A 26092-nucleotide genomic window follows, 5' to 3' on the forward strand; every position below is an offset into this window, starting at 1 on the left:
AACCTCAGCCTATGGGCTGGGCGCGCGCTCGCCGGCCCGGTGGTCGGGCAGGCCCAGCGCGCGGCCGAGCATCAGGTGCATGTGGTCGCGGAAGCGCCGCAGCTGGTGCTCGTCCTCGCTGCCGCGCCGGTAGCCGCTGCCGTTCAGCACCCCGCTGAGCACGAAGCCGTGGATGCACCAGACCAGCGTGTACGTGGTGTGCAGCGGGTCCGCGCCCGCCGCCTCGGCCAGCGTGTCGACGCCCTCCACGATGTACTGCGTCAGCGGCTGGGCGTTCTCCGCCTCCAGGTCGATGATGTCGCTGGCGTCGGACAGCCAGCGGTGCATCCACAGCGCGGGCAGCTCGGGATGGGCCACGCAGAAGTCGATGTAGCCGTCGATGAAGTCGTGCAGCGCCGGCGCCCAGCGCTCGGGCGGGGCCGCCATCAGCGCGTCGACATGCGGCGTGACGGCCTCCGCGAACAGGTTGCGAACCTGCTCCATGACCGCCAGGTAGAGCTCGCGCTTGCCGGTGAAGTGGGCGCCGAGCTCCTCCTGGCTCACCCCGGCCGCCTCGGCGACCTGCGCGACGGAGGAGCTGTCGTAGCCGAGCGCGGAGAACAGCCTGGTGGCGGTCCGCAGAATCAGCTCCCGCCCGTCGCCGTCTGCAGAGTCCATGGTGGCGACCCTAGGCGTGAAGGGCCGCCGTACCTATGACTTGATCGACAAGTGCCGGTAAAAACCGTGACCCGGGGAGAGGAGGCGGCGAAACGTTCGCTATCGTGCCGAAAGTTTCGCCTACCGAGTGGAGCCGCCCCTCATGTCCCTGTCGCCCCCGTTCAGCCCGCCGACCGGCCGCTGGGTCACCACGTGGACGGCGATGCCCCAGCTCACCGAGCCGGACAACATGCCGCCCCCGCCGTACGCCAAGGAGGGGCTGACCCTGGCGGACACCACGCTGCGGCAGACGCTGCGCGTGTCCCTGGGCGGGCGACGGGTGCGGCTGCGGCTGTCCAACACGTTCGGGGGCGCGCCGCTCCCGATCACCCGCGTGGCCGTGGCGCTGCCGCTGAACGGTTCGGCGGGGGTGAGCGGCATCCGGGCGGAGACGTCCCGGCCTGTCACGTTCTCCGGCCGTGCCTCCACCACCGTCCCGGCCGGGGCGCACGTCGTGTCCGATCCGGTGGAGCTCGACGTGCGCCCCGGCGCGGTGCTGACCGTGACCGTCCACCTCGACCGCGGCCTGGCCTCCTCCGCCCTCACCTCGCACCCCGGCTCCAGGACCACCTCCCACCTGGCCACCGGCGACCACGTGGACGCCGCCGACCTGCCCGCCGCCACCCCCGTCGACCACTGGTACCTGCTCAGCGGCGCCGAGGTCTGGTCCGAGCCGGGCGCGGCGACGCTCGTCCTGCTGGGCGACTCGCTGACCGACGGCCGCGGCTCCACCACCAACGGCAACGACCGCTGGCCCGACCTGCTCTTCGACCGGCTCCCGCCCGGCGTCGCCGTCGCCAACCAGGGCGCCGGGGGCAACCGGGTGCTGAACGACGGCCTCGGGCCCAGTGCCCTGGCCCGGCTGGACCGGGACGTCCTCGCCCAGAGCGCCGCCCGCTGGCTCGTCGTCTTCGAGGGCGTCAACGACCTCGGCACCGCGCCGGCCACCCGGGCGGCCCAGCGGGAGGTGGTGGCGGACCTGCTCGCCGCCTACGAGCAGATCGCCGTCCGCGCCCACGCTCGCGACCTGCTCGTGTACGGGGCCACGCTGACGCCGTTCGGGGGCAGCGACCCGTACGACGACCCCGAGGGGCACCGGGAGGAGGCCAGGCAGGCGGTCAACGCGTGGATCCGCGGCGGGGGGCCGTACGACGCGGTGATCGACTTCGATCGGGCGGTGCGCGATCCGGCCGAGCCCCGCCGGCTGGCGGCGGCGTACGACGAGGGCGACCACCTCCACCTGAGCCCGGCGGGTTACCGCGCGCTGGCCGAGGCCGTCCCGCTCACGCTGTTCCGCTGACGCTGTTCCGCTGAGCCGCGCCCGACGCGGCCGCGTCAGGTGAGCCGCGCCTCTCGCGGTCGCGTCAGGCGAGGACGCGGTCGAGCCCGTCCTCGAACCGTTCGTCGAACGTGCCCTCCGTGAGGTGGCCGGCGGCCTCGCTGAGGGCGGGATAGGAGCCGGCGGCCACGGCGGCGCGCAGCCGGGCCTCGTCCGCCTCCGCCATGCCCTGCTCCTCCTGCGTGAGGCCGAGCGTGAAGTACACCATCGCGGTCAGCGTCCAGGCCGCCTCCCGCGCGGACGCGCCGCCGGACATCAGGGCCGCGAGGACCGCGTCCGAGAAGCGCAGGGTGGCCGGCTCGGCGGCGTAGGTGCCCGCCACCAGCGCGGCGCCGTCGCGGTGCCGCAGCAGCGCGCCGCGATAGCGCCGCATCAGCTCCCTGGCCCGCTCCGGCGCGGCCTCCGGCAGGCCGTCCAGGGAGATCTCGCCGACGATCGCGTCGGCCATCAGCTCCAGCAGCCTGGACTTGGTCTTGACGTGCCAGAGCACGGTGTTCATCCGCACGTCGAGCAGGCTCGCCACGGCCCGCGTGGAGACGGCCTCCAGCCCCTGGCCGTCCAGCAGTCGCAGGGCCGCCGCCACGACGGTGCCGGGGTCCAGGCGGTCGGCCCGGGGTTGCCTTTTGGTCACTGACCTAGTTTACTCGGGCTCCGTAATTGGTCAGCGACCAAGAAGGTGGTGTGATGGACCCCGTCATCGTCGTCGGCGCCGGGCCGACGGGACTGTGGCTGGCCGCCGAGCTGCGGCTGCACGACGTGCCGGTGATCGTGCTGGAGACCCGCGAGGAGCGGGACCCGCACTCCAAGGCGGTCACCGTCCACCCCAGGACGCTCGAGGTGCTGGCCATGCGCGGGGTGGCGGGCCGCTTCCTCGCGGCGGGCATGCCGATCCCGACCGGGCACTTCGGCTCGTTGCCCCGCCGCCTGGACTTCGGCGTGCTGGAGACGGCGTACCCGTTCACGCTGTTCCTGCCGCAGGCCGACACGGAGAGGCTGCTGGAGGAGCACGCCAGGGAGCTGGGCGCGACCGTGCTGCGCGGCCACCGCGTCACCGGGCTGGAGGAGCACGCGGACGCGGTGTCCGTGCTCGTGGCCGGGCCGGACGGGCCGTACCGGCTGCGTGCCTGCTACGTCGCCGGCTGCGACGGCACCCGCAGCACGGTCAGGCAGGCGGCCGGAATCGGCTTCCCCGGGACCGATCCCACCGTCTGGGGCTGGCTGGGCGACGTCGTCCTGGACGACCCGCCCGCCGGGCCGCTCAGCGTGTCGGGCGGGGACGGCGGCGTCATGGTGGTGCCGCTGCCGGGCGGGGTGCACCGGTTCGTCGGCGTGACCGCCGACGACCTGCGTCCCGGCCGTCCCGGGGAGCTGACGATGGAGGAGCTGCGGGCCAAGGTCGCCCGCGTGCTCGGCACGGACTTCGGCATGCACGACCCGCGCTGGCTCTCCCGCTTCGGGAACGCCGCCCGGCAGGCGGAGCAGTACCGGCGGGGCCGGATCGTGCTCGCGGGGGACGCGGCGCACATGCACTTCCCCGCCGGCGGCGTCGGGCTGAACGTCGGCGTGCAGGACGCGGCCAACCTCGGCTGGAAGCTCGCGGCCACCGTACGCGGCGCCGCGCCTGACGGGTTGCTCGGCACCTACCACGCCGAGCGGCACCCCGTCGGCGCCGAGCTGCTGCGCCACACCAGGGCCCAGACCGCGCTGATGACGGCGATCTCCGATGACGGGCAGGCGTTGCGCTCGCTGCTCGGCTCGCTCCTCGACGAGGTGCCCGAGCTGTCGCGCACGCTGGCCGAGCGGCTGGCCGCGCTCGACGTGCGCTACGCCCCGGCCGGCCCCGCTCACTCGCTGGCCGGGACCCGCGCACCCGACCTCCCCCTCGCCGGCGGCGGCACGCTGTACGGGCTCATGCACGCCGGCCGGCACGTCCTGCTGGACCTGACCGCCGAGGACGCCTCGGGTGCGGAAGGCCCCGGGCTGCCGTACGCCGACCGGGACCCCGGGCTGCCGTACGCCGACCGGGACCCCGGGCTGCCGCACGCCGACCGGCACCGCGTCCGGCTCGCCGATCCGGCCGGCGCGTGGGCGGGGGTGCGGGCGGCGCTCGTACGCCCGGACGGCCACGTCGCCTGGGCGAGCGAGGAGTCCACCTCCCCGCCCGCCCAGACGTGGGCGTGACCTTGCCCGGGCAGGGCGGCGGGAGCGACTCCGGCTCAACCCCTGCGTTCCATCGCGTGGACCCGGGGCACTAGACGGACCAGGGGGTGGACCGATGCGGATCGAGGACTACGCGCTGATCGGCGACATGCAGACCGCCGCCCTCGTGGGCAGGAACGGCTCCATCGACTGGTTGTGCCTGCCCCGGTTCGACTCGGCGGCCTGCTTCGCGGCGCTGCTCGACGAGCCGGGCGCGGGCCGCTGGCTGCTGGCCCCCGCCGACGAGCGCGCCACGGCCGCGCGCCGCTACCGGGAGGACACGCTCGTCCTGGAGACCACGTGGGAGGCGGACGGCGGGTGCGTGCGGGTGCTCGACTTCATGCCGCCGCGCGTCGAGGCGCCCGACGTCGTCCGCATCGTCGAGGGCGTGCGCGGCCGCGTCGAGATGCGTACGGAGCTGGCGCTGCGCTTCGACTACGGCAGCATCGTGCCCTGGACCCACCAGGACGGCGGGGAGCTGGCGGCCGTGGCGGGCCCCGACTCGGCCTGGCTGGACGCGCCCGTGCCTCTCGACGAGAACGCGGGCACCACCACGGCGAGCTTCGCCGTCTCGGCCGGCGAGCGGCTGCCGTTCGTGCTGACCTGGCAGCAGTCGTGGCTGCCCCGCCCCGCCAGGGTGGACGCCTTCACCGCGCTGGACGACACCGTCCGTACGTGGACCGGCTGGCTGCGCGACTGCCCGTACCGGCCGGACACCAGGTACGGCGAGGCCGTGCGGCGCAGCCTGCTCACCCTCAAGGCGCTCACCTACGCCCCCACCGGCGGCCTGGTCGCCGCGCCCACCACGTCGCTGCCCGAGGAGATCGGCGGCACCCGCAACTGGGACTACCGCTACAGCTGGCTGCGCGACGCGTCGTTCACGCTGCGCGCCCTGCTGCGGGCCGGGTTCGAGGACGAGGCCAGGGCCTGGCGCGACTGGCTGCTGCGCGCGGTCGCGGGGGACCCGGCCGACCTGCAGATCATGTACACGCTCGACGGCACCCGCCGCATCCCCGAGTGGCGGGCGGAGTGGTTGCGCGGGTACGAGGGCTCCCGTCCCGTACGCATCGGCAACGCCGCGTACGCCCAGGTCCAGCTCGACGTCTACGGCGAGGTGCTGGACTGCCTCTACCAGGGCAGGCAGGCCGGCCTCCACCACGACGCCGCCGCGTGGGACCTGCAGTGCTCCCTCATGGACTACCTGGAGGGCCACTGGCGCGACCCCGACCACGGCCTGTGGGAGATCCGCGGCCCGCGCCGCCACTTCACCCACTCCAAGGTGCTCGCCTGGGTCGCCGCCGACCGCATGGTCCGCACCGCCGAGTCCGGCGACCACGCGGGCCCCGCCGGCCGGTGGAAGGCGCTGCGCGAGGAGATCCACCGCGAGGTGTGCGAGCAGGGCTACGACGCGGAGCGCAACACGTTCACCCAGTTCTACGGCTCGCGCGGGGTGGACGCGGCGCTGCTGCTCATCCCCAGGCTCGGGTTCCTGCCGCCGTCCGACCGGCGCGTGGCGGGCACCGTCGAGGCCGTGCGGCGCGAGCTGGGCAGGGACGGGCTGGTGCTGCGCCACCGCCACGACCTGGACAACCTCGACGAGCTCACCGGTGGCGAGGGCACGTTCCTGGCCTGCTCGTTCTGGCTGGCCGACGCGCTGGCGCTGCTCGGCAGGAGGGAGGAGGCGTGCGAGCTGTTCGACCGGCTGCTGGGCCTGCGCAACGACGTCGGGCTGCTGTCGGAGGAGTACGACACCGAGCGCGGCCGCCAGGTCGGCAACTTCCCCCAGGCCTACAGCCACCTGGCCGTCGTCAACACCGCCACGGCGCTGGCCTCTGATCCACCCCTGAACACCGAACGATAACGATTACCTGTGAAAGTCGTTCCCCGATATGCCCCTCTTCGCCAACGCATGGAACGCTACGAGCGGCATGCACAGAGTTGGGATCGGGTGAGAATCGGGTGGCGACGACTAGCGGGGGATCGTTCTGGCACAGGCTCGGCCGGGTGATGGGGGTCACCGCGACGGCCGTGATCATGGCCGGTTGCGGCACCATGGGCGGGGGGACACAGCAGGCACCGCCGGCGCCGCAGCAGTCCAGCGCCGCGCCTCAGACCCAGGCCGCGAGCCCGGCGGCGGCCCCGCCGAAGGTGGACGAGGGCTGGCCGCGCTGGGGCTTCACGCACACGGGCGTCAGCGCCAACAACGTCACCCGCGAGTTCGAGCAGGTCGTGGCCGGCCGGCTCGCCCGCACGCCGATGCTGCAGAACCAGCACATCATGGGCTTCGGCGCGCTGAACCCCGAGCCGTACCCGGGGCAGTACTTCTGGGAGGACCTCGACAGCCGGATGAACGTCATGCGGCAGTCCAAGGCCACCCCGGTGATCACGCTCTGCTGCGCGCCCGACTGGATGAAGGGCGGCCCCGAGGGCCCCACGGCGGACTCCGCCTGGGCCGAGCACCTGGAGGACGCGCCGTACCCCGAGTTCTTCGACGAGTTCGCCAAGCTGTCGGCGACGGTCGCCCAGCGGTACAAGGACGTCAAGTACTTCATGGTGTGGAACGAGTTCAAGGGCTTCTGGAAGGACCACTCCAAGCCCGCGGACTACAAGGGCTACACCGAGATGTACAACAAGGTCTACGACGCGGTGAAGGCGGTCCGGCCCGACGCCCAGATCGGCGGCCCGTACCTCGGCTTCGACAGCAACGCCGGCGGCGACACGGAGCTGCGCGGTGACTGGGGGGTCGTCAACCAGAACGTGCTCGACGCCTTCAACTACTGGTTCGAGAACAAGAAGGGCGCCGACTTCATCGTCGTGGACGGCGCCTCGGTCACCGACGCGCACGAGCTGCTGCCGGACGAGTTCGGCGCGGTGGCCAAGTTCGCCGACGTCACCAAGTGGCTGCGGGAGAAGACCGGCGACATGCCGATCTGGTGGTCGGAGTGGTACTACGAGCCCGAGGACGGCAGCACGAACTGGGCGGAGCCCAAGCGCCTGGCCGTGCAGGCCGCCTCCATGATCGCCTTCGCGTCCAGCGGCGCCGCCACCGCGCTCTACTGGAACCCGCAGGCCAAGGAGGGCGCCTGCCGGGGCTGCCTGTGGGATCCCAAGAGCGGGTCGGAGACGAAGACGGCGCAGCTCCTGGACAACTTCGTGAAGTGGTTCCCCGCCGGCGCGCCGATCGAGGACGTCTCCTCCTCCGAGCCCTCGGTGAAGGTGCTGGCCCAGCCGGAGCAGCTCCTGCTGGTCAACACCACCGACGGGAACGTCACCACGACCGTGGACGGCAAGGAGTACACGCTCAAGGCGTACGAGATCAAGTGGAGTGCCCGCTGACCGTCGCCTGATCGGAACCGCGCTCCTTCACACGATTTTTCGGGTGATCTTCCTAGGCTCGTCCCCGGAAGTCCGGCTTCGGGGGAAGGAAGCATGCGGTCATGCCCGACAGGTCCATCCGGCTCGTGGTGCCGATCGTCGTGATCAGCGGCGTGGCGGCCGCCGCGACAGGGGCCGAGCTCCTGTACGGCCGGCCGGCCACGCCCCCGGCGGCGGCCGCGCCGGCGCCCGGCGAGCCCGCCGCCGCTGAGGAGCGGGCGGCGCGGACGCTCGGTCTCGTCCGCGTCGACTACCGCCTGACCCGGCTGCCGCAGCACGCCAGCAACCAGCTCGCGGTCTGGATCGAGGACGAGGACGGCGGGTACGTCCGCACGCTCTTCGCCACCAGCTACACCGCCAACGGCGGCTACGTGCGGCGGCCGATGTCGCTGCCGCTGTGGCGCGAGAAGGCGAGCTGGGAGACCGCCACGGAGGCGGAGGTCCAGAGCGCGAGCCGGCCCGCGCAGGAGAGCGGCCCGCACTCCCTCTACTGGGACGGCACCGACAGGAACGGCCGTCCCGTGCCCGCCGGGACCTACGTCTACCGGGTCGAGGGCAACCTCCTGTGGGAGAACCGCGTGCTGTTCACCGGCACGATCACGCTGGGGGAGGCGGCCGACTCCTCGGTGGCCCGCGCCGAGTACCTGCCCGAGGCGGCCAGGGCGGAAGGCGAGATGGTCGCGGACGTGCGGGCCGCGTTCCTGCCCGGCGAGCCGCTGGACCCGTCGGCGGTGACGACCTACACCCGGGGCTCGTGATGCACCCGCCGGGCGGGCGGCCCTCACAGAGGGCGGGCGGGCGGCTCCTGCGCGGGGCGAGGCGGGATGGCCGACGGCGCTCGCGCGGGGCGCGGCCGTTGCGGCTGCGCAGGCTGGTGGCGGCGATCGTGCTCAGCGCGCTGCCGTTCGCCTACCCGCTCTTCCACCTCGACCTGGTCGGCGGCCCGCTGCCCGGCACGGCGGGCGTGGTCGGCCTGCTGGGCGCGCTCGCCATGTGGTGGCAGGTGCTGCTCGGCGCCCGCCAGGTGTCCGGATGGTTCAGCGCCGACCGGGGCAGGATCGTGACGGCCCACGCATGGCTGGGCGCGAGCGGTGCCTTCCTCGTCCTGCTCCACCCGCTCCTGGAGCTGATCGCCGACCGGCACGGCCCCGCCTACCTCGTGCTGCTCGACTTCACCTGGGTCGAGTCCACCTACACCTCGCTGGGCCGCCTGGCGCTGCTGATGTTCGTGCTGCTCTGGCTGAGCAGCACGCTGCTGCGCGCCGTCACCCGCCACCGGCTCTGGCAGCGCGTCCACTACCTGTCGTATCCCCTCGTCGGCCTGGTGTTCCTGCACGCGTACGGGATCGGCACGTTCCTGGCGGAGCTGCCGTGGCTGCGGGCGTACTGGCTGGCGCTGGCGGCGGCCTTCGCCGGGGTGGCCGGGTGGCGGCTGGCCGCCCCGCTGCGGGCCAGGCGGTACCGGCTGGCGGGCGCCGAGCGGGTCGCCGGCGGCGTGACCGTGTACAGCCTGCGGGGGAGCGGGGTCCGGCCGCTGCCCGGCCAGTTCTGCCACCTGCGCACCGCCGCCATGGAGCGCTCGCACCCCTTCAGCGTGGTGCGGGCGCGGGACGGCGAGCTGGTGTTCGCGGTGAAGGACGCGGGCCCGTTCACCGCCCGCCTGCGCGCCCTGCCCGTGGGGGCGACGGTGCTGGTGGACGGCCCGTACGGCACGTTCACCCGCGAGGCCCAGCTCGGCGGGCGGCCGCCGGTGCTGGTGGCGGGCGGGATCGGGGTCACCCCGTTCGTGGAGCTGGCCGTACGCCGCCAGGACGCCGTGCTCTTCCACGCCACCCGCCACCCGATGGACCTTCACCGGCACCTGGGTCCCCGCTACCGGCCCGCGCACCCCGGCGGCGAACGGCTCACCGCCGCCCGCATCACCCGCGACGCCCCCGGGGACGCCGCGTACTTCGTCTGCGGCGGCCCCGGCTTCGTCGCGGGCATGGTCGCTGAGCTGCGGGCGCATGGGGTGCCCGCGGACCGCCTGTTCAGCGAGCGCTTCGAGTGGTGAGGTCAGACGTAACCGGTCGAGCCGTCCGGCCGGATCGGCAGCACGCGCTCCCAGCGCACGTAGTCGTCGCTGCCCAGCACCGACTCGTCGATCTCCACTCCCCAGCCGGGCCGGTCTGGCCGTAGCTCCAGGTATCCGTCCACGGGCAGGTACGGGTCGGGGCACCAGGTGGTCTCGCACGGCTTGTACTCGACCAGCTTGAGCCCGTGGTGCGCGGCGGCGAAGTGCACGTTCACGGCCGTCGCCAGCGGCCCCATCGGGTTGTGCGGGGCCACGCTCGCGTAGTGCGTCTCGGCGATCGTGGCGATCCTGCGCATCTGCGCAAGCCCGCCGACCACGCACACGTCCGGCTGCACGATGTCGGCGCCGCCGGCCGTCAGCAGGGCCAGGAAGTCCTGCGGCAGGAACAGCGACTCGCCGGTGGCCAGCGGCACGTCGAGCCGCGAGCGCAGGTGCCCCCAGGCGGGGAGGTACTCGGGCCTGATCGGCTCCTCGAACCACAGCGGGTCGTACGGGGCCAGCGCGTTGCCGAGCTGGATCGCCTGGCGCGGCTCGAAGATGCGGGCGTGCGCCTCGAAGGCGAACTCCCACTCCACCGGGTGGATCGAGCGGATCTCGGCGAAGTACTCGGCCGCCTCCTTCACCACGTTGCCCCAGCGGCCCGCGTACAGGTCGCGGCGGTACGGGCTGAGCTTGAAGGCGGTGAAGCCGTACCGTTCGTTCAGCTCCTGGGTGAGGTCGCGGCAGGCGGGCGGGTCCGGCGCGGTGTAGACGCCGCAGTAGACGGGCACCCGGTCGCGTACGTTGCCGCCGAGCAGCATGTAGACCGGCAGCCCCGCCGCCTTGCCCGAGATGTCCCACAGCGCCTGGTCGATGGCCGCGATGGCGGCCAGCCCGATCGCGCCCGGCGGGAAGCGCGCCTCCTGCAGCAGCCGCCGCACGACGTACTCCACCCGCCGCGGGTCCACGCCCTCGATCTGCTGGAACATGTACTCCAGGACGGGGATCAGCGCGTGGTCGGGCCCGTGGTTGTACGCCTCGCCCCAGCCGGACACCCCCTCGTCGGTCTCCACCTTCACCAGCAGGCGCGGGCGGACGTCCACCCGCTGCATGTACGTCCGCAACGCGGTGATCTTCATGCTGCTCCCTCCTGCCAGGTGGCCAGGATCGCGGCCACCTCCTCCCGTACGGCGGCCGGCAGCGCCCGGCTCGGCGGGCGCACGTCGCGGCGGCAGAGCCCGAGCTGCGCCAGGGCCTCCTTGACCACCGCCACGTTGTCGGCCGAGGAGTCCGCGCCGCGCAGCTCCTCGAACCTCCTGATCAGCTCCCACACCCGCATCGCGGCGGCGAAGTCGCCGGCCCGCAGCGCGTCGCGCATGCGCAGCGTCAGCTCCGGCGCCGCGGTGACCAGCCCGGAGGTGAAGCCGCGGGCGCCGACCGCCCAGTACGCCGGCGTGTACGGCTCCGCCAGCCCGCACAACCACGCGAACCGCTCCAGCCCGGCATCCCGCGCCACCGACGCGAACCTCACCGGATCGGGCACCGCGTACTTCACGCCGACCACGTTCGGGCACGCCTCGCCCAGCCGCGCCACCTCCTCGCCGGTGATCCGCGGGCTGCGGACGTACGGCACCACGCCCAGCTCGGGCACGGCCTCGGCGATCTGCCGGTGGTAGTCCACCCAGCCCTCGGCCGCCACGTACGGGTGCACCGGCTGGTGCACCATCACCGCGCGGGCGCCGTGGTCGCGGGCGTGCCGGGCTGCCTCGGCGGCCGAGAGCGCGTCCAGCCCGACCCCGGCCAGCACGATCGCGCCGTCACCGGCCGCCGCGGCCGTGGACTCCAGCACGCGGCGCCGCTCGTCCGGCGTCAGCGCGTAGAACTCACCGGTGTTGCCGTTGGGCGTGATCACCTTCACGCCCGCGCCGACCAGCCGGCGGACCAGCTCGGCGTTCGCGCCGAGGTCGACGGCGCCGCCCGCGTCGAAGGGCGTCACGGTGACGGCCGCGACGTCGTTCAGCATCTCGATCAGGGACTGCACCTGCGCTCAACCTCTGCTCTCTGCGGGGATGTGCTCGTTCAGCGGCCGGACCTTCACCACGAAGCCGTAGATCAGCGTTCCCAGGATGGCCATCACCCCGGCGAACAGCATCGGGCCCGTGTACGAGTTGCCGCTCATCGTCAGGAAGAACCCGATGAGGATCGGGCTGATGATGTTGCCGATCTGCGAGCCGAAGTTCTGGAAGCCGGCGACCGAACCGACCACCGAGGGGGCGGGGGCGACCTCGGCGGGCAGGCTGAGGATGGCGGCGCCGGCGAAGGAGTGGGCGCAGTTGCTGATGGACAGCAGCACCAGCACGGCCACGTTCCCGTCCACGAACGTGGTCAGCGCGATCGTCGAGGCCAGCAGCATGCCGGTGATGATGGGCAGCTTGCGGGCGCGGGAGATGGGGACGCCGCGGCGTACCAGCCAGTCGGAGAACGCGCCGCCCGCGATCGTGGCGCCCACCGCGAGCAGCGACGGGATCGAGCCGAACACGCCCAGCTCCAGGATCGTGAAGCCGCGGTCCTCGACCAGGTAGCTCGGGTACCACGTGAGGAAGAACGCGCCGGTCGCCGAGCGGCAGATGTAGCCGAGCACCAGCCCCCAGACGGTGGGGTAGCGCAGCAGCTCCACCCAGCGCACCCGCGGCCCGGTCTCGGGCACGGCGGCGTCGCCGCCCTCGATGTAGTCGAGCTCGGCCTGGGAGATGCGCGGATGCTCCCGCGGCGAGCGATAGATCATCCACCAGCCGATGACCCACACCATGCCGGCCAGGCCGATCACCACGAACGCCGCGCGCCACCCGAAGGCGGCGATCAGCGCGGTGACGACCGGCACGGACAGGGCCACGCCGACCTGCTGCCCGGTGTCGAACAGGCTGGAGGCCAGTGCCCGCTCCCTGCGCGGGAACCAGGTGGCGACCACCTTGATGTTGGCCGGCTGCACGGGGGCCTCGCCGATGCCGAGGCCGAGCCGGGTCAGCAGCAGCGTGCCGACGCCGTGGGCCAGGGCCGTCGCGGCCGTCCACAACGACCACCACACGACGGCGATCGGGTAGATGAGGCGCGGGCCGAAGCGGTCGAGCAGCCACCCGGAGGGCAGCTGGAAGATCGCGTACGTCCAGAAGAACGAGCTGAGCAGGATCCCTTTCGTGGTCTGGTCGAAGCCCAGGTCGTCCTGCATGTAGGTGCTGGCGACGCTGAGGGCGGAGCGGTCGAGGTAGGCGATGGCCAGGCCGAGGCCCGACAGGGTGATGATCGTCCAGCGGAGCCGGGACCGGGCGCGTCGCGCCGTCGCGGGCACCGCCGGGGCGGGTGTTGCGGAGTTAGACTGCATTCGAGCTCCAGGCTGCAGGTCAGTGCAGTGGCCACGCCGGACCGCCGGCTCGCGAGCCCGCCGGTCGCCGCGCCAACGGCGTCCTGACGGGGATCCGTCCGGTCCGGGTGTGCGATGAACGGAGCCGTCTTCGCCGGTGTGGTCCGTGGCCGCGGGCCACACCGGACGGCTCGGGTTACGGGCCTCCTCGGGTCAGATTTCTTCAAGTCCTAATTCACGCGACTGTAACGCAAGAGAGCGGTCATATACGAGATGCGATGTACGATATCTTTCATCCCATGAGTGAGGTCATGGCGTCCCCCGTCTTCTCCGGCCGGCCCGGCTCGCTGTCGTCACGGGGCACGGCCGTCCTGGAGGCGATCAAGCACGCGATCCTGACCGGCGCGCTCCCGCCCGGCCGCCAGCTCGTCGAGACCGAGCTCGCCCAGCAGCTCGGCGTGTCCAAGACGCCCGTACGCGAGGCGCTCAAGACACTGGCGGGCGCGGGCCTGGTGACGATGAGCGAGTACAAGGGCGCCACCGTGCGCACGGTGGACGACGCGCTCATGGAGTGGGTCTACGACCTGCGCCTGCTGCTGGAGCCCGAGGCCGTCACCCGTACGGTCGAGCGCGGGGCCGACCTGACCGCGGCGGCCGAGGCCCTGCGCCGCGCCGACACCGCCGCCGACCGCGCCGACCGCAGCCTCGCCAACCGCGACTTCCACCGCGCCCTCTACGCGGGCTGCGGCAACCCGCTGCTCGTCAGCACCCTCGACTCGCTGCGCGACCAGACCGCGCTGATCTCCGCCGCGGCCTGGGAGCGCGTCCCGACCTGGGAGGCGGAGGCCGGCGAGCACCGCGAGATCCTGCGGGCCGCCGAGTCCGGCTCCGCCGCCGAGGCCGCGCGGCTGCTGCGCGCGCACGTGTGCGGGTTCGTCGAGCGGGTCAGGCGGAGCGGCGGCCTGTGATCCATCTCTCAGCCTGATCTTTGCCGGGAGCCGCGGCACCGCGCGTCCCTACGATGATCAACGATCATTCGGAGGGAGTCCCTTGTCTGGGCAAGAACGCGTTCGGGCCATCCTGGAGAGCCGCCTCGTGCAGCGGGCGGTCGTCCTGGTCATCGTCGTCAACGCGATCACCATCGGCTGCGAGACCAGCGCGTATCTGATGCAGCGGGCCGGCGGCCTGCTGCACGCCATCGACCGCGTCGCGCTGGCCGTCTTCACCGTGGAACTGGCCGCCCGCCTGTACGCCTACCGCAGGGCGTTCTTCAAGGACCCCTGGAACTGGTTCGACGCGATCATCGTCGCCGTCGCGCTCATCCCCGCCTCCGGCCCCACGTCCGTGCTGCGCGCCCTGCGCATCCTGCGGGCGCTGCGGCTGGTCTCGGCCGTGCCCAGCATGCGCCGCGTGGTCGGCGCGCTGCTGGCCGCCGTGCCCGGCATGGCCTCCATCATCGGGCTGCTGGTCCTGATGATCTACATCGCGGCGGTCATCGCCACCAAGCTCTTCGGCGACATCGTCCCCGAACGCTTCGACGAGCTGCCGCGCTCGCTGTTCACGCTGTTCCAGATCATGACCGGCGACGACTGGGGGAACGTCGCACAGGAGGTCATGGAGCAGAAGCCGTGGGCGTGGATCTTCTTCATCGTCTACATCCTCATGTCCACGTTCGTGGCGCTGAACCTGTTCATCGCGGTCGTCGTCAACGCCATGAACGAGGAGAGCGACACCCCGCCGGAGCTCGAGGCCGTCCAACAGGAGCTCGCCGCCGTGAACGCCAAACTGGACCAGCTCCTCATGCGTGAGCGCCAGGAGGAACTCCGCCCCGCGGCCGATCGTTGACGCGGGCGTCACACGTTTCGATCTTCGCTCGACAGGAGAACAAGAGCCGTGGTCTTCAAGAGGATGCTGGGTGCGTTCGGGGTCGGCGCGCCATCGGTGGACACCGTCCTGTCCACACCGCGTACCCGGCCGGGCGGCACGCTGGAGGGGGAGGTGCGGCTCAAGGGCGGCGACTTCGACGCCGAGATCGAGCACGTCACCCTCGGCCTCGTGGCGCGGGTCGAGATCGAGCACGGCGACGGCGAGAGCGGCGGGCTCAGCGAGTTCGGCAGCACGCGCGTCTCCGGCCCCTTCACCCTGCGCAAGGGCGAGGAGCGCACCATCGGCTTCCGCATCCCCGTCCCGTGGGAGGCCCCGATCAGCGAGATCGCCGGCCAGCCGCTCCGGGGCATGGCCGTCGGCGTGCGCACCGAGCTGGCCATCGCCAAGGCCGTCGACAAGGGCGACCTCGACATGGTGTCCGTGGAGCCGCTGCCCTCGCAGCTGCGGATCCTGGAGTCGTTCCTGCAGCTCGGCTTCGCCTTCAAGTCGGCCGACCTGGAGGCCGGGTACCTGCGCGGGGTGCGGCAGGAGCTGCCGTTCTACCAGGAGATCGAGTTTTACCCGACCGGTCAGTACGCGGGGCGGGTGGGCGAGGTGGAGGTCACCTTCGTCGCCGACCCGGCGGGGCTGGAGGTGGTGCTGGAGGCCGACAAGCGCACCGGCCGCTACTCCTCCGGCGACGCCATCGGCCGCTTCCAGGTCAGCCATGAGGACGCGCTGCGTACGGACTGGGCGGGGGAGCTGGGGCGGTGGCTCGACAGCCTCTCCCGGCACGGCTCCCCGTACGGCGGCCACCACCACGGTGACCACGGCCACTACGGGCACCACGACGAGCACCACGGGCATCACGGCGGAGCCGGGATGGGCATGGTCGTCGCCGCCGGCGCGGCCGGTGTGGTGGGCGGCCTCGTGGCCGGTGAAGTGGTCGAGGAGGTCGTGGAGGAGTTCTTCGAGGGCGACGAGGGCGGCGACTGGTAACACCCACCCCGACCCGGCACCCCGGCCACGGCCAGCCCGTGGCCGGGCACGCCCCCAGCGCCGTCCCACCCCTGCGCCGCACGCCGCTGCGTCGGCCCGCCCCTGCACGTCGGCACGCTCCCGCGCCCCGGTACGCCCCTGCGCCGCGCACTTGCGTCGGCACGCCCCTGCGCCACGCCCTTGCGCCGCACACACCGGCGCCAAGCCGCCTGCGGTGGGGCGCGCCGCTCGCCGTACCGGTCGGCGGCGTGCCCGGCGGGCAGCGCCAGCAGCAGCGGGGCGATCGCGAAGCTCGCGCCGAGCACGCTTACAACCGGCGAAGATCGGGTCAGGAGGAGCGTGGCAGCCGCACTCGGAACGCCGCACCCCCTTCGTGCCGTTCCGGCCAGAGCTGGACGTCAAGGCCTGCCGCAACCCTGCAATCAGCCGTTAAGTCAGGAGAAAGCGTCAGGAATAGGTTGACTCACTGCCCGAGCGAGCCGACCTCAAGGAGCCGACGTAACCAGCACGACTGTGTGGAGCGAACTGCGCGTGACCTCCACTCCTCGGTTGTCCCTCTCGATCTCCCCGCACCTGACGGCCCTGGCCCTGCTCGCCGACGCCGTGGGCGGCCGCCGCCGCGGCCTGCCCGGCCTGTGGCGCGACGCCATCGCCGCGCGCGTGGGCAGGGCGGGACACCAGGCGGTCCGCCCGCTGTCCGTCCCTAGCTGCTCACTGGCCCCCGACTGCCTGGTTCCCCGCGTCCCCGACGGCGGCGACGTCTCCGTACAGGAGCAGCTCGCCGCGCTGCGCGAGCTGCCGCCCGACCGGCTGGTCGCGGACCTGGAGCAGGCGTTCGGCCCCGGGCCGCTGCCCGTGCACTGGCGCTCGGCCGCCGAGCGCCCCGCCGCCTGGCTGCACGGCTACGCGAGCGCGCTGTCCGAGGTGTGGAGCATCGCCGAGCCGCTGTGGCAGCGTGCCCGCGCCCTGCTGGACAGGGAGGTCAGGAGGGTCGGCGTGGCCACCGTCCGCGGCGGCCCCGAGCTGCTGCTCGGGGCGCTCAGCCCGCACCTCTCGTACGGCGGAGGCGGCCTGCTCGTCCCCGGCCCCGAGGCCGGCACGCAGGAGCTGGGGGAGCGCCGGATCGTCCTGGTCCCGATGCTGGCCGGCCAGGACGCGCTCATCCTCGGCCTGGACGGCGGGGACGCCGTCTGGATCGCCTACCCGGTGCCGGGTGCGGCGACGCTGTGGCGCCGGCCCGCCGCTCCGGCGTACGACGAGCTGTCGGCGCTGGTGGGCCCGGTACGCGCCGACCTGCTCTGCGCGGTGGCCAGGCCCAAGACCATGAGCATGCTGGCGGCCGACATGAAGATCGCGCCGAGCAGCATCACCTACCACTGCGACCGGCTGCGGGCCGCGCGGCTCATCACCAGGGAACGCCGCGGCAGGGAGGTGTGGGTGGGCCGCACCCACCGCGCGGAGGAGCTGCTGGAGCTGTTCCACCGGCGCTGACGGGAGGGGGGCTTCCACAGGCGCGGTGGAAGCCCCCTTCCTCAGCTCCCCGTGCTGAACTGCCGCAGGAGGGGGCCGTCGAGCTTCCAGCCGGGCTCGTTCGCGAGGATCTTCTCGGTGTGCGACTCGATCGCCAGCCGCCACTTGTTGTTGTTCGACAGGCGGAACACCTTCACGTCACCACCGGCGCCGGCCGTGCTGGGCGCGTAGCCGAGGATGCCGTCGTAGCGGAAGTCGCCCGAGGTCACCAGGCGCTCCCGCTCGGCCACCGACGCGGTGACGAGGTAGGAGGCCTTCTTGGCCCAGCGCAGCCGGAAGAGCGGCTTGCCGCCGGAGAACGGGGCCCGCGAGACGTAGTACAGCGGCGTCTTCGTGGTCGACCAGCCGTGCTTGGTGATCGCGCTCTGCTTCTCCGACTCGCTGGCGGTGTAGAAGAACCCGCCGTCCTTCGTCACCAGCTCGTAGACCTTCACCCGCTGGGCGGCGACGGCCGTGGCCGACGCCTCCGCGGAGGCGCCCTGTGCCGTGGCGACGCCGAGGGACAGGGTGGCGCCCAGGGCCACCGCCAGCCCGAGTCCGACGGGGCGGGTCATGCGGCCGAACGACAAGGCCATGAGTTCGTTTCCCTCCGATGTGCCGATCAGGACGCCGTCAAGCTAGCAACGCCCGATCGGGCCGGGAGATCACTTCGACAGACCTGGAAACGTCGCCGTCTCCGGTTCGGGGACGTCGTCGATCGTCCCGTCCGGCCAGGTGATCTTCCCCTCGCCGATCACCGGAGGCCGCCCGCCGTCGCCGAGCAGGAGCGCGGCGGCGTACCAGCGGCCGGGCTCCGCCTCGCCCGGCGTCGCGCACCACGGGACCAGCGTGCGCTCGCCCAGCGGGGTGGCCGCCACCTCCGTGCCCGACTCGCCCAGCCCGGGGCCTCCGGCCACCCGCGTGGCGGGGCCGCCCTCGGGCGCGGGCCAGCCGCCCATCCGCAGCCTGCGCGCCTGCCCGGTCAGCCGGGCCAGCCGCACCTCCCACGCCCCGCGTACGACCGACACGACCTCCACCTCGGGCCCGTCCCGCATCGGCGCGCCCGCCCTGGAATAACCGTGGTCGGGGCCGGGGCCCTGCTCGCCCCAGCGCGCCCGCCAGCGCGACGACCCGACCAGCGTGCCGGACGGCAGCACCCGCACGGGACCGGCGTCGAACCCGGTCCTGTGACTGGCCCGCCCCTCCTCGTCCAGCACCACCACGGACTGGTCCAGCGGGTCACCCGCCAGGAGCGGGAACGTGGCCGTCGAGTAGCCCAGCCGCGCGTACAGCGGCGCGTCGGCCAGCCCTGAGCCCGGGTGCGAGTGGTCGGTGCCGTGGTTGACCACGCGGACCACGCCGTCCGCCCGGGTGCCGCTCACCAGCCAGCCGGGGGCCCGCACGACGCGCGCGAAGTCGCCCCGCTCCACCGGCAGCGGCTCCTCCACGGCCGTCCACACCGGGTGATCGGCCGGCAGTGCCAGCCCGAACAGGCCCTTCGCGGCCCAGTACGGCGAGCCGGGCCCCGAGTAGTCCTGCGCGATCGCCCGGTAGGGCCCGTGCCACCCGAGGCTGAGTATCCCGTTCTCGTCCGGCGCGCCGCGCTCGGCGAAGTGCCGCACGATGCCCGAGGCGGCCCTGCGCAGCAGCCCGGGCGAGCCTGCCCCGGCCCTCGCCCCCACCCAGAACGGCGCCGCTGCGGCGAACCGGTAGGCCAGGCTACGGCCCTGGACCAGCGGCGAACCGTCGGCGCCGACCAGGTGCACGGCGTCGTCCAGGAACCGTTCGAGCCGCGCCAGGTGCCGCGGGTCCGGCGGGAGGCCCGCCATCTCCCTCCACAACACCGGGTAGAAGTGCAGCGCCCAGCCGGCGTAGTGGTCGTAGGCGCGCTCGGCGCCGTCGGCGTACCAGCCGTCCTCGCGTTCGAAGCTCTCCGCCAGGGCCAGCCCGGCGTCGATGTCCTCCTGCGCGTACGGGCCGCCGACCGAGGCCAGGAACTGCTCCACGACGATCTGGAACCACACCCAGTTGATCGGCGGGTAGCCGGAGCCGACGGCCGGGGCGAGGTAGTCGACCACCTGCTCCCGCACGCGCGGCGGCAGCCGGTCCCACAGCCACGGCCTGGTCAGGTGCAGGACCAGCGCGATGGAGGCGGCCTCCACCTTGGCCTGGCCGTGCTCGTCCAGGCGTACCCAGCGGTCGGGGTGGTGCGGGTCGGTGCCGGCGGCCAGGCCGTCCGCGTACCACTCCATCAGTCCCAGCGGGTCGCGCCCGCCCTCGCCCGCGACCCGGAACCCGGCCGCGAGGAACGTGCGCGCGAAGCCCTCCAGCGCGTCCACGTCGGGGCCGTAGCCGCCGGGCTCGCCGGGGAAGCTGACGCGCGCGTGGGAGGGGGAGGCGTGGCGGCGGGCCGACAGGAGCAGGCGGTCGGCCAGGTCGGCCCAGTGCTCCCTGGTCCAGCCCGTGTAGGGAGAGATCATTCCGCCACGGAAACATGCCGGGGCCGCATCCCACAAGCGGGGTTCCGCGGCCGTAGTGTGGGTCGGGTGCCGGCTCGACCTCCCCGCGACGTGTGCTGAGGGCTGATGCTGTGAGCCACGATCCCGACTGGCCTTCCGTACGCCGCCGCGCCGCGACCCGGCCCTGGGCCGCCGCGATCGTGGCGGCGCTCCGCGACGGCTTCGCGACGTGGCACGGGACGCCCGTCCCGGGGCCTGAGCGAGAGTCGGCGTGGACGCACCACTACTTCTGCGACGCCGACGGAGCCGCGCTCCGGTACGAGCGGGGGGAGGCTGGGCGGCACGTGTGCACGGGGTGCGGGAAGGTGTACGCGGGGGAGCCGTGGGACGGTGCCTGGCGCGCCAGGACCCACGACGCCCTCGCCGCCCAGGCCCAGCGCGCCGCCCTCCTCCTGCACGTCAACCCCGCCTTGTCCGGCAGCGGCCCGTCCGGCCCCGCCCCGTCGGGGAGCGGCCTGTCCGATCCTGGCCCGTCGGGGAGCGGCCTGTCCGATCCTGGCTCGTCCGGGAGCGGCGCGCCCGGCCCCGGCTCGTCTGGGAGTGGTGCGTTCGGGGGCGGTTCGGGGGCTTCGCTGCCTGAGGTAGCCGCTGCCGAGCTCGACCGGATCCTGTCCGCCTACGCCCGCGACTACCTCGCCTACGCCCCGCACGGGCAGGCGGCGGGCACCGGCCGGGTCCAGCCGCAGTCGCTCGACGAGGCCGTCTGGGCCGTCGGCCTGCTGCGCGCCGCCCGCTGGGCCGGCGACGCGCTCGCCCCGGAGACGGCACGGGCCGTGGACGGGCTGGCGGGCGCCGTCGCGGACCTGCTCAGGCCGCAGGTCGGCGCTGTCCACAACATCCACTGCTGGCTCCTGGCCGCCCTGGCCGAGTGCGCGGCACGGCTCGGCGACGCGGACCTGCTGGCCTGGTGCCGCGACGGCGAGTACGGCGCGGAGGCCCAGGTCCGCCAGGGCTTCCACCCCGAGGGCCTCTGGTACGAGATCAACCCCCACTACCACTACTACGCGCTGGCCGCCCTCCTGTCCTACGTGGAGGCCACGGGCCCGGCCGGCCTGTCGGAGGAGTCGGCCGCCCACCTGTCCAGGGCCATCGCCGCGCCCCCGCTCCTGGCGTACGCGGACGGCCGGCTCCCCGCGTACGGGGACGGCTGGCCCGACTGCTTCACCGGCGACTTCGCCCCGCAGGCCGAGGCCGCCTGGACCCTCCTGCCCAACGCCCGCCCCGACCTGGCCCCGTACTACCGCGACCCCCGCCCGGCGCCGCTGCGGCTCTGGTACGGCGCCCAGCTCCCCGAGCACACCACCCCACTGCCGCACCGCCCCTCGGTGGCGGCCCTGGTCTTCGGCCCGGACGACCTCCCCTCCGGCACGGCCGCCCCCTCGGGCTCCTTCCTCTGGCGCGGGCCGGGCATCGCCCTGCTGCGATCGCCGGCCGTGCGGCTGGCCCTGCGCGCGGGCCCCGACGCCGGCTGGCACGACCACCGCGACAAGCTGGCCGTGGACGTGCAGACCGCCACCGGCTGGTCCAGCCTCGACCTCGGCACGAGCGGCTACGGCTCGGACTTCACGGCCTGGATGCGCTCACCGGCGGCCCACAACGTCGTCACCGTCGGCTCCCGCCCGCAACCCGCCCATACCGGCCGCATCCTGGACTGGTCGCCCGGACACGTCACGGCCGAGTCGGCGTGGGACGGCCACGTCCTGCACCGCACGATCACCGTCCACGACCACGGCTGGACGGACGTCCTCACGGTCACCCTCGCCCACCCCGACGAGATCGAGTGGACCTTCCACGGCGACGGCACGTTCACCCGGGCAAGCGCCACCGAGCCGGTCACGGGCGGTGCCGGCGGGCCGTCCACCGGCGGTGCCGCCGAGCCGGTCACCGGCGACGCGACCGGCGATGCGGCCGTCGCCTCGGGGCATGCCTGGCTCAGCGCCGTACAGACCCTCACCGTCCCCGCCGACCGCCACCTCCACGGAACCTGGACCGCCCCCGGCGCACCCCACCTCACCCTCACCATCCCGGACGGCTTCACCGCCCGCACCGCCACCGCCCCCGGCAACCCCAACGGCCGCCCCCTCGGCCTGCTCCTCGTCCGAGGCCGCGCCACCACGGCCCGGTTCGAGGCGACGTTCACCGTGGCGGGGGCGACGGCACGGACACAATCGTCCACCTCGCGGGTGAGCACTACCTGACCATCGGGTGCTCGCCCGCCCGCGACCCGCCCGCGCATGCTGGCACCCATAGCCAGTACCGGGGGGCGGAGTCATGGAGGCGATGACGGCCGCGGGTCTGGGGGCCGTCGGAGGAGCGGTCATCGAGATCCTCTACGTGTGGAGCTCGCTGACGGCCTGGCAGCAGGCTCGCAGGAAGGCCAGGGCGAAGCGGAAGGGCGGCAGGCTGCCACGCCTGGACGAGTACCTGGACCCGGTCGCGGACTCGCTCGTGGCCGCGACCCGGCTGGCCCTGGGCGCGGCGGCATGCCTGCTGTTCAGGGACCAGATCACCGGCACCATGGCCGCCATCGCGGTCGGCGCCTCGGCTCCCGCGCTGCTGCGCCAGGTCGGCACCCTGCGCTCGCTACGCGGGGTCCCGGACGCGCCCGCCGAGCAGGCACGGGAAACGACGCCGTGAACGCCGCCGGGCACAGGGACCGCACGCTGGCGCGACGCTACTGGCACGCCCTCATCGACAGCCGCCCGTACGAGCTGGGCGACGTGCGCGTCCGCCGGGACCTCAGCCTGTGGCAGCGCTACTGGACCGCGCTCCTCGGCCTGCCCCCCGCCCCCACGCCCGAACCGTCCCCCGCCTCGGAACAGTCCGCGCCCGAACAGCCTCTCGCCACCGAACCGTCCACCGCACCCGAGCAGCCGCTCACCGAACGGTCCGCCGCGCCCGAGCCGCTCGCCACCGAAAGCCCACCCGTCGCCGAGCACCCCGCCGCGCACCCCCGAGAGCGCCGGACACGGCGGATGCCGCTGGCCCGGATGCTGCTCCCCCTGGCAGCGACAGGGATGGCGATCGCCTTCGGCCTGGTCGTGATCCGGCCGTTCACCACCCCGGGCCCCATCGCCGGAAGCCCCAGCGGCTCGGCCACGCAGGTTTCAGGCGACCCACGTACAGAAGACCCGGGCTCGACGACGCCCGCCCTCTTCGACGAGGTGGTCACCCTGCCCCTCCCCGCGACGGCGGGCGAGCCGAGCCGATGGCGGCTCACCCCACAGGGCGCCACCACCGCGGGCCCCGGCGACGCGGACCTCGTGCTCACCCGCGACGCGATCTACGTGGACGAGAACCGCACCCGCGTCGTCACCTCACGCGAGCAGTGCCGCCGCACCCCGCCCACCGAGGACGGTCCCGAGGGCGAGAGGCGGGTCAGGCCGCACCAGCGCCTGTGCATCCTGACCCACGCCTCCCACCTCGCGTACGTCGTCCTCGCCGAGCCCGCCGGCGGAGCGGTGAAGGCCGCGGTCACCATCTGGCCCACCGGCTAGAACGTGACGAGCGGGTCCCCCACGAAGTCGGCGATGAAGTTGACGAAGAAGAACCCGAAGAACAGGAAGTTGAGCACCAGGATGACGTAGTGCCAGGGACGCGGCCGGGCCGGCCGCGGCAGCTTGCTGTTGAGGTACATCAGCAGGAACGGATAGATCAGCGCCCCCAGGTTCGACATGTTCGCCGACCACTCGACGAGCCCCACCGGCAGCGACTGGAAGATGACGATCGAGATGATCACGAGCAGGAGCAGCATGAACGGGTAGTAGAAGCGCCGCGGGTCGCCCTCGATCAGCCTGCGCAGCCGGGGGCTGGTGGCGTTGGCGGCGTCGGTCGTCACCCGCACCATGGCCTCGAAGATGCCGAGCTGCGTCGAGAACAGGATCAGCACTCCCACCACGAGCGCCACGTAGAAGGCCACCTGCCCGTACTCGTCGCCGAGCGCGCCGGCCACGAACGTGGGCACGTTCGCGCGCGTGGGCCGCTCGCCCGACATCGCGACGGCCTGCGACATGAGGAGGGTGGGCAGCAGCATGCCGAGGATGGCGCCGACGAAGAACACGCCCCACATGTCCACCATGAGCAGCCGGTACCAGCGCCGCCACAGGCCGCGGTTGCGCTCGTCGTCGGGGAACGTGACGCCGCTGGCCAGGATCGCGCGCCGCTCGCCGCGCAGCCCGGAGATGTAGCCGACGCGGTGCCCCATGCCGTAGCCCTTGTCGCGGTAGTGCCCCATGACGTACCAGTTCAGGCCGGAGGCCAGCGCGGTGAACCCGGCCAGGCCGCCGAGCTGGGTGGCGGTGATCCCGGCGGGCGGTGCGGCCGGGGTGACGAAGCCGCGGATGCCCTCCCACCACTGGCTGAACGGCACCACGAGCAGGTCCACGGCCAGCAGGGCGAGCAGGATCGTGCCGACCATCACCCAGTTGGCCAGCTCCAGCGCGCGGCTGACGCGGCGGGCGGCGGCGGTGATGAGGAACACCAGCACGAGCAGGCCGATGGCCCAGAAGCGCGGCTCGGCGGCGTCGGCGGCCGGGGGCGCGCCGTGCACCAGCGCGTACACGCCCTGCCCGGCGGACGCGGCCCAGCCGCCCGCGATGAACGCGAAGATCACGATGAGGACCGACAGCGGCACCCACAACATCCAGCCGGGCGGCACCCGCCCCCAGCCGACGACGGGCGTCTCGCCGGTCGCGAGCACGTAGCGGGAGCATTCGACGTTGTAGAACGTCTGCAGCAGCGCCGACACCAGGATGACCCAGCCGACGCCGACGAATCCGTACTGCCCCACGCTGAGGGGGCCCAGCAGCCACTCGCCGCTGCCGATCGAGATGCCCAGGGCGATCAGGCTCGGACCGACGGCGTACTTGAACAGTTCCTTGGGGCCGATCCTGGAGACCTTGAAGACCTCTTCAGGGGTGGGCAGGTCGGTGACTTCGAGATCGGGACGGCTGACTCCGAGTGGATGCGACATGTCACTGCCTCCTGTGGCCCCCAGGGTGATCCCGAAGGGCGAAGGCATCAAGACCCAAAAGCGTCAGGCGTACTGGAGATCGGCCTTGACGATGCGCCCGCCGCCGACCGTGAAGTCGTAGTGCGCCCGCCAGCCGCCGGATCCGCCGGGCGCCCAGTGGACGAGCAGCTTCTGCCCGTCCGCCCGCCGCTCGGCGATGGACAGGACCCGCAACGTCCCGCCGATCACCTCGTTGCCTGCCCACTGCCTGATGGCGTCGTGTCCCTGGATGCTCCTGCTGACGTCGATGATCTCGGCGTCCGGGGCGAAGGAGGCGACCAGGGCGTCCAGGTCGCCGGCGTTGACCGCGTCCACGTACCCCTGCGCCGCCCGGTCCACGCCGGCGACCGGACCGGAGGCCGTCGCGGCCGGTGAGGAGGTCGTCGCGGGCGGCGGTGACGGGGAGGACGAGCCCGGCGGGGGAGGTGTACCACAGGCGGCCGCCAGGAACGGGAGGAGCGCGGCCAGAGCCGGCCGAGGTGAGTGCTTCCGCATGGCTCCGATCATCCGGCCGCAGTGCCTGGCATGTCCAAGACCTGCCGTCATAACCGATGGCTATGGCGCGCGGGTCGTGACAAAGCGACGAGATGTTCCGGGCGTGGCGTTACACGATCTAACGGGGAGCGCTACGTACAGTCGGAATCGATGTCACGACCGTGACTACAGGGGGAGATCATGAAACATACGCTCATAGCGGCAGGTGGCGCGCTTGCCACCGCCGCCGCACTCGTCGTGCTGGCCACGCCGGCCAACGCCGTTCCGGCCTACTGCAACCTGACCCTGGCCGACGCCACGCGCACGCTGGGCATCGACGCCTGGGGCGTCTGGGCGGGCAAGCGCGACGCCGACGCGTGCGAGAGCGACCACGCTCCGACCCACCACACGTGGGAGACGGACGACCACAACAAGTACGACGACCACAACAAGTACGACGACTACAACCAGTGGGACAACGGAAACACCTGGAACAACGGCAACAACTGGGGCAACGGCAACAACTGGAACAACGGCAGCTGGGGCAACCCGGGCCATGGCTACACCACCAACTGGGCCTCGCCGAACACCTGGGGCAACCGAGGCTGGGGCATGCGCGGAGGCTGGGGCTCGCGCGGCTACGGCTTGCCCGCGTCGCCTTACCGCTTCTGAGCGGAGGCCGGCCAAGCCGGCT

The 26092-nt window shown here is 73.1% G+C and carries 23 protein-coding genes; 14 read left to right on the forward strand and 9 right to left on the reverse strand.

The genetic code is table 11. The annotated features are described in order from the left end of the window. Positions 1 to 9: 9 nt before the first annotated feature. Positions 10 to 657: a TetR/AcrR family transcriptional regulator gene (locus HD593_RS16845; RefSeq protein ID WP_185103057.1), complete on the reverse strand. Its 648-nt coding sequence runs from the start codon at positions 655 to 657 to the stop codon at positions 10 to 12. A 142-nt stretch (positions 658 to 799) separates the two neighbouring features. On the opposite strand from HD593_RS16845, the gene HD593_RS16850 reads away from it, so the two are divergent. Then, positions 800 to 1996, forward strand: coding sequence for an SGNH/GDSL hydrolase family protein (locus HD593_RS16850; protein ID WP_185103058.1), 1197 nt, complete (start codon positions 800 to 802; stop codon positions 1994 to 1996). Positions 1997 to 2060: 64 nt separating this feature from the next. Here the strand turns inward: HD593_RS16850 and HD593_RS16855 are convergent, their stop codons facing one another. Further along, positions 2061 to 2666 carry a TetR/AcrR family transcriptional regulator C-terminal domain-containing protein gene (locus HD593_RS16855; RefSeq protein WP_185103059.1) on the reverse strand — a complete coding sequence of 202 codons (606 nt, stop codon included), beginning with the start codon at positions 2664 to 2666 and terminating at the stop codon, positions 2061 to 2063. Positions 2667 to 2719: 53 nt separating this feature from the next. On the opposite strand from HD593_RS16855, the gene HD593_RS16860 reads away from it, so the two are divergent. The 5 genes from HD593_RS16860 to HD593_RS16880 all read left to right on the forward strand — a co-directional run bounded on the left by HD593_RS16860 (position 2720) and on the right by HD593_RS16880 (position 9662). Then, positions 2720 to 4216, forward strand: coding sequence for an FAD-dependent monooxygenase (locus tag HD593_RS16860; RefSeq protein WP_185103060.1), 1497 nt, complete (start codon positions 2720 to 2722; stop codon positions 4214 to 4216). A 94-nt stretch (positions 4217 to 4310) separates the two neighbouring features. After that, positions 4311 to 6095: a glycoside hydrolase family 15 protein gene (locus tag HD593_RS16865; RefSeq protein ID WP_185103061.1), complete on the forward strand. Its 1785-nt coding sequence runs from the start codon at positions 4311 to 4313 to the stop codon at positions 6093 to 6095. A 98-nt stretch (positions 6096 to 6193) separates the two neighbouring features. Then, positions 6194 to 7570, forward strand: a complete 1377-nt coding sequence (locus HD593_RS16870) for a glycoside hydrolase family protein (protein ID WP_185103062.1) — start codon at positions 6194 to 6196, stop codon at positions 7568 to 7570. Positions 7571 to 7671: 101 nt separating this feature from the next. Continuing rightward, the gene (locus HD593_RS16875; protein WP_185103063.1) at positions 7672 to 8367 is read left to right on the forward strand and encodes a DUF2271 domain-containing protein; all 696 of its coding nucleotides are present in this window, start codon (positions 7672 to 7674) and stop codon (positions 8365 to 8367) included. A gap of 98 nt (positions 8368 to 8465) precedes the next feature. Then, on the forward strand, positions 8466 to 9662 hold the full coding sequence (locus tag HD593_RS16880) for a ferric reductase-like transmembrane domain-containing protein (RefSeq protein ID WP_185103064.1): 1197 nt from the start codon (positions 8466 to 8468) through the stop codon (positions 9660 to 9662). 2 nt (positions 9663 to 9664) lie between these two features. On the opposite strand, the gene HD593_RS16885 is transcribed toward HD593_RS16880, so the two are convergent. From HD593_RS16885 to HD593_RS16895, 3 genes are read right to left on the reverse strand one after another with little or no spacing between them, the layout of a single operon-like run. Further along, a complete protein-coding gene (locus HD593_RS16885) occupies positions 9665 to 10801 on the reverse strand; it encodes a mandelate racemase/muconate lactonizing enzyme family protein (RefSeq protein ID WP_185103065.1) in 1137 nt (378 codons plus the stop codon). After that, positions 10798 to 11703: a dihydrodipicolinate synthase family protein gene (locus tag HD593_RS16890; protein WP_221524795.1), complete on the reverse strand. Its 906-nt coding sequence runs from the start codon at positions 11701 to 11703 to the stop codon at positions 10798 to 10800. The genes HD593_RS16885 and HD593_RS16890 overlap by 4 nt, the downstream gene beginning before the upstream one ends. 6 nt (positions 11704 to 11709) lie before the next feature. Then, positions 11710 to 13041, reverse strand: a complete 1332-nt coding sequence (locus HD593_RS16895; RefSeq protein ID WP_185103066.1) for an MFS transporter — start codon at positions 13039 to 13041, stop codon at positions 11710 to 11712. Positions 13042 to 13319: 278 nt separating this feature from the next. Here HD593_RS16895 and HD593_RS16900 point away from each other — a divergent pair, with 278 nt between their 5' ends. From HD593_RS16900 to HD593_RS16915, 4 genes are all read left to right on the forward strand, one after another. Continuing rightward, positions 13320 to 13988: a GntR family transcriptional regulator gene (locus HD593_RS16900; RefSeq protein ID WP_221524796.1), complete on the forward strand. Its 669-nt coding sequence runs from the start codon at positions 13320 to 13322 to the stop codon at positions 13986 to 13988. Positions 13989 to 14070: 82 nt separating this feature from the next. Then, a complete protein-coding gene (locus tag HD593_RS16905) occupies positions 14071 to 14865 on the forward strand; it encodes an ion transporter (protein ID WP_185103067.1) in 795 nt (264 codons plus the stop codon). Positions 14866 to 14913: 48 nt separating this feature from the next. Beyond that, complete coding sequence (locus tag HD593_RS16910) at positions 14914 to 15885, forward strand: sporulation protein (RefSeq protein WP_185103068.1); 972 nt, start codon at positions 14914 to 14916, stop codon at positions 15883 to 15885. Between the two features lie 531 nt (positions 15886 to 16416). Next, positions 16417 to 17376, forward strand: a complete 960-nt coding sequence (locus tag HD593_RS16915) for an ArsR/SmtB family transcription factor (protein WP_185103069.1) — start codon at positions 16417 to 16419, stop codon at positions 17374 to 17376. Positions 17377 to 17417: 41 nt separating this feature from the next. Here HD593_RS16915 and HD593_RS16920 read toward each other — a convergent pair whose 3' ends face one another. Both HD593_RS16920 and HD593_RS16925 read right to left on the reverse strand, forming a co-directional pair. Further along, entirely contained in the window at positions 17418 to 17990 is a 573-nt protein-coding gene (locus HD593_RS16920; protein WP_185103070.1) for a hypothetical protein, read from the reverse strand. Positions 17991 to 18059: 69 nt separating this feature from the next. Next, positions 18060 to 19874: a DUF2264 domain-containing protein gene (locus HD593_RS16925; protein ID WP_185103071.1), complete on the reverse strand. Its 1815-nt coding sequence runs from the start codon at positions 19872 to 19874 to the stop codon at positions 18060 to 18062. Positions 19875 to 19984: 110 nt separating this feature from the next. On the opposite strand from HD593_RS16925, the gene HD593_RS16930 reads away from it, so the two are divergent. The 3 genes from HD593_RS16930 to HD593_RS16940 all read left to right on the forward strand — a co-directional run bounded on the left by HD593_RS16930 (position 19985) and on the right by HD593_RS16940 (position 23410). After that, complete coding sequence (locus tag HD593_RS16930; protein WP_185103072.1) at positions 19985 to 22111, forward strand: heparinase II/III domain-containing protein; 2127 nt, start codon at positions 19985 to 19987, stop codon at positions 22109 to 22111. Between the two features lie 73 nt (positions 22112 to 22184). Then, the gene (locus HD593_RS16935; RefSeq protein WP_185103073.1) at positions 22185 to 22550 is read left to right on the forward strand and encodes a hypothetical protein; all 366 of its coding nucleotides are present in this window, start codon (positions 22185 to 22187) and stop codon (positions 22548 to 22550) included. After that, positions 22547 to 23410 (forward strand): hypothetical protein, encoded by an 864-nt coding sequence (locus HD593_RS16940; protein WP_185103074.1) that lies wholly within the window; start codon positions 22547 to 22549, stop codon positions 23408 to 23410. Before HD593_RS16935 ends, HD593_RS16940 begins: the two co-directional genes overlap by 4 nt. On the opposite strand, the gene HD593_RS16945 is transcribed toward HD593_RS16940, so the two are convergent. Continuing rightward, on the reverse strand, positions 23407 to 24885 hold the full coding sequence (locus HD593_RS16945; RefSeq protein WP_185103075.1) for an Nramp family divalent metal transporter: 1479 nt from the start codon (positions 24883 to 24885) through the stop codon (positions 23407 to 23409). The genes HD593_RS16940 and HD593_RS16945 overlap by 4 nt on opposite strands. A gap of 63 nt (positions 24886 to 24948) precedes the next feature. Next, complete coding sequence (locus tag HD593_RS16950) at positions 24949 to 25419, reverse strand: nuclear transport factor 2 family protein (RefSeq protein WP_185103076.1); 471 nt, start codon at positions 25417 to 25419, stop codon at positions 24949 to 24951. Positions 25420 to 25599: 180 nt separating this feature from the next. Here HD593_RS16950 and HD593_RS16955 point away from each other — a divergent pair, with 180 nt between their 5' ends. Continuing rightward, a complete protein-coding gene (locus tag HD593_RS16955; RefSeq protein WP_185103077.1) occupies positions 25600 to 26070 on the forward strand; it encodes a hypothetical protein in 471 nt (156 codons plus the stop codon). Positions 26071 to 26092: the final 22 nt, after the last annotated feature.

It is taken from the genome of Nonomuraea rubra (genome assembly GCF_014207985.1).
Lineage (GTDB): Bacteria > Actinomycetota > Actinomycetes > Streptosporangiales > Streptosporangiaceae > Nonomuraea > Nonomuraea rubra.

Excerpts from the sequence above, each read along its gene's own strand:
- HD593_RS16845 (WP_185103057.1), bottom strand. The coding sequence starts at position 657 with ATGGACTCTGCAGACGGCGACGGGCGGGAGCTGATTCTGCGGACCGCC.
- HD593_RS16860 (WP_185103060.1), top strand. The coding sequence starts at position 2,720 with ATGGACCCCGTCATCGTCGTCGGCGCCGGGCCGACGGGACTGTGGCTG.
- HD593_RS16945 (WP_185103075.1), bottom strand. The coding sequence starts at position 24,885 with ATGTCGCATCCACTCGGAGTCAGCCGTCCCGATCTCGAAGTCACCGAC.
- HD593_RS16920 (WP_185103070.1), bottom strand. The coding sequence starts at position 17,990 with ATGGCCTTGTCGTTCGGCCGCATGACCCGCCCCGTCGGACTCGGGCTG.
- HD593_RS16895 (WP_185103066.1), bottom strand. The coding sequence starts at position 13,041 with ATGCAGTCTAACTCCGCAACACCCGCCCCGGCGGTGCCCGCGACGGCG.
- HD593_RS16850 (WP_185103058.1), top strand. The coding sequence starts at position 800 with ATGTCCCTGTCGCCCCCGTTCAGCCCGCCGACCGGCCGCTGGGTCACC.
- HD593_RS16950 (WP_185103076.1), bottom strand. The coding sequence starts at position 25,419 with ATGCGGAAGCACTCACCTCGGCCGGCTCTGGCCGCGCTCCTCCCGTTC.
- HD593_RS16875 (WP_185103063.1), top strand. The coding sequence starts at position 7,672 with ATGCCCGACAGGTCCATCCGGCTCGTGGTGCCGATCGTCGTGATCAGC.
- HD593_RS16955 (WP_185103077.1), top strand. The coding sequence starts at position 25,600 with ATGAAACATACGCTCATAGCGGCAGGTGGCGCGCTTGCCACCGCCGCC.
- HD593_RS16925 (WP_185103071.1), bottom strand. The coding sequence starts at position 19,874 with ATGATCTCTCCCTACACGGGCTGGACCAGGGAGCACTGGGCCGACCTG.
- HD593_RS16885 (WP_185103065.1), bottom strand. The coding sequence starts at position 10,801 with ATGAAGATCACCGCGTTGCGGACGTACATGCAGCGGGTGGACGTCCGC.
- HD593_RS16900 (WP_221524796.1), top strand. The coding sequence starts at position 13,320 with ATGAGTGAGGTCATGGCGTCCCCCGTCTTCTCCGGCCGGCCCGGCTCG.
- HD593_RS16935 (WP_185103073.1), top strand. The coding sequence starts at position 22,185 with ATGGAGGCGATGACGGCCGCGGGTCTGGGGGCCGTCGGAGGAGCGGTC.
- HD593_RS16865 (WP_185103061.1), top strand. The coding sequence starts at position 4,311 with ATGCGGATCGAGGACTACGCGCTGATCGGCGACATGCAGACCGCCGCC.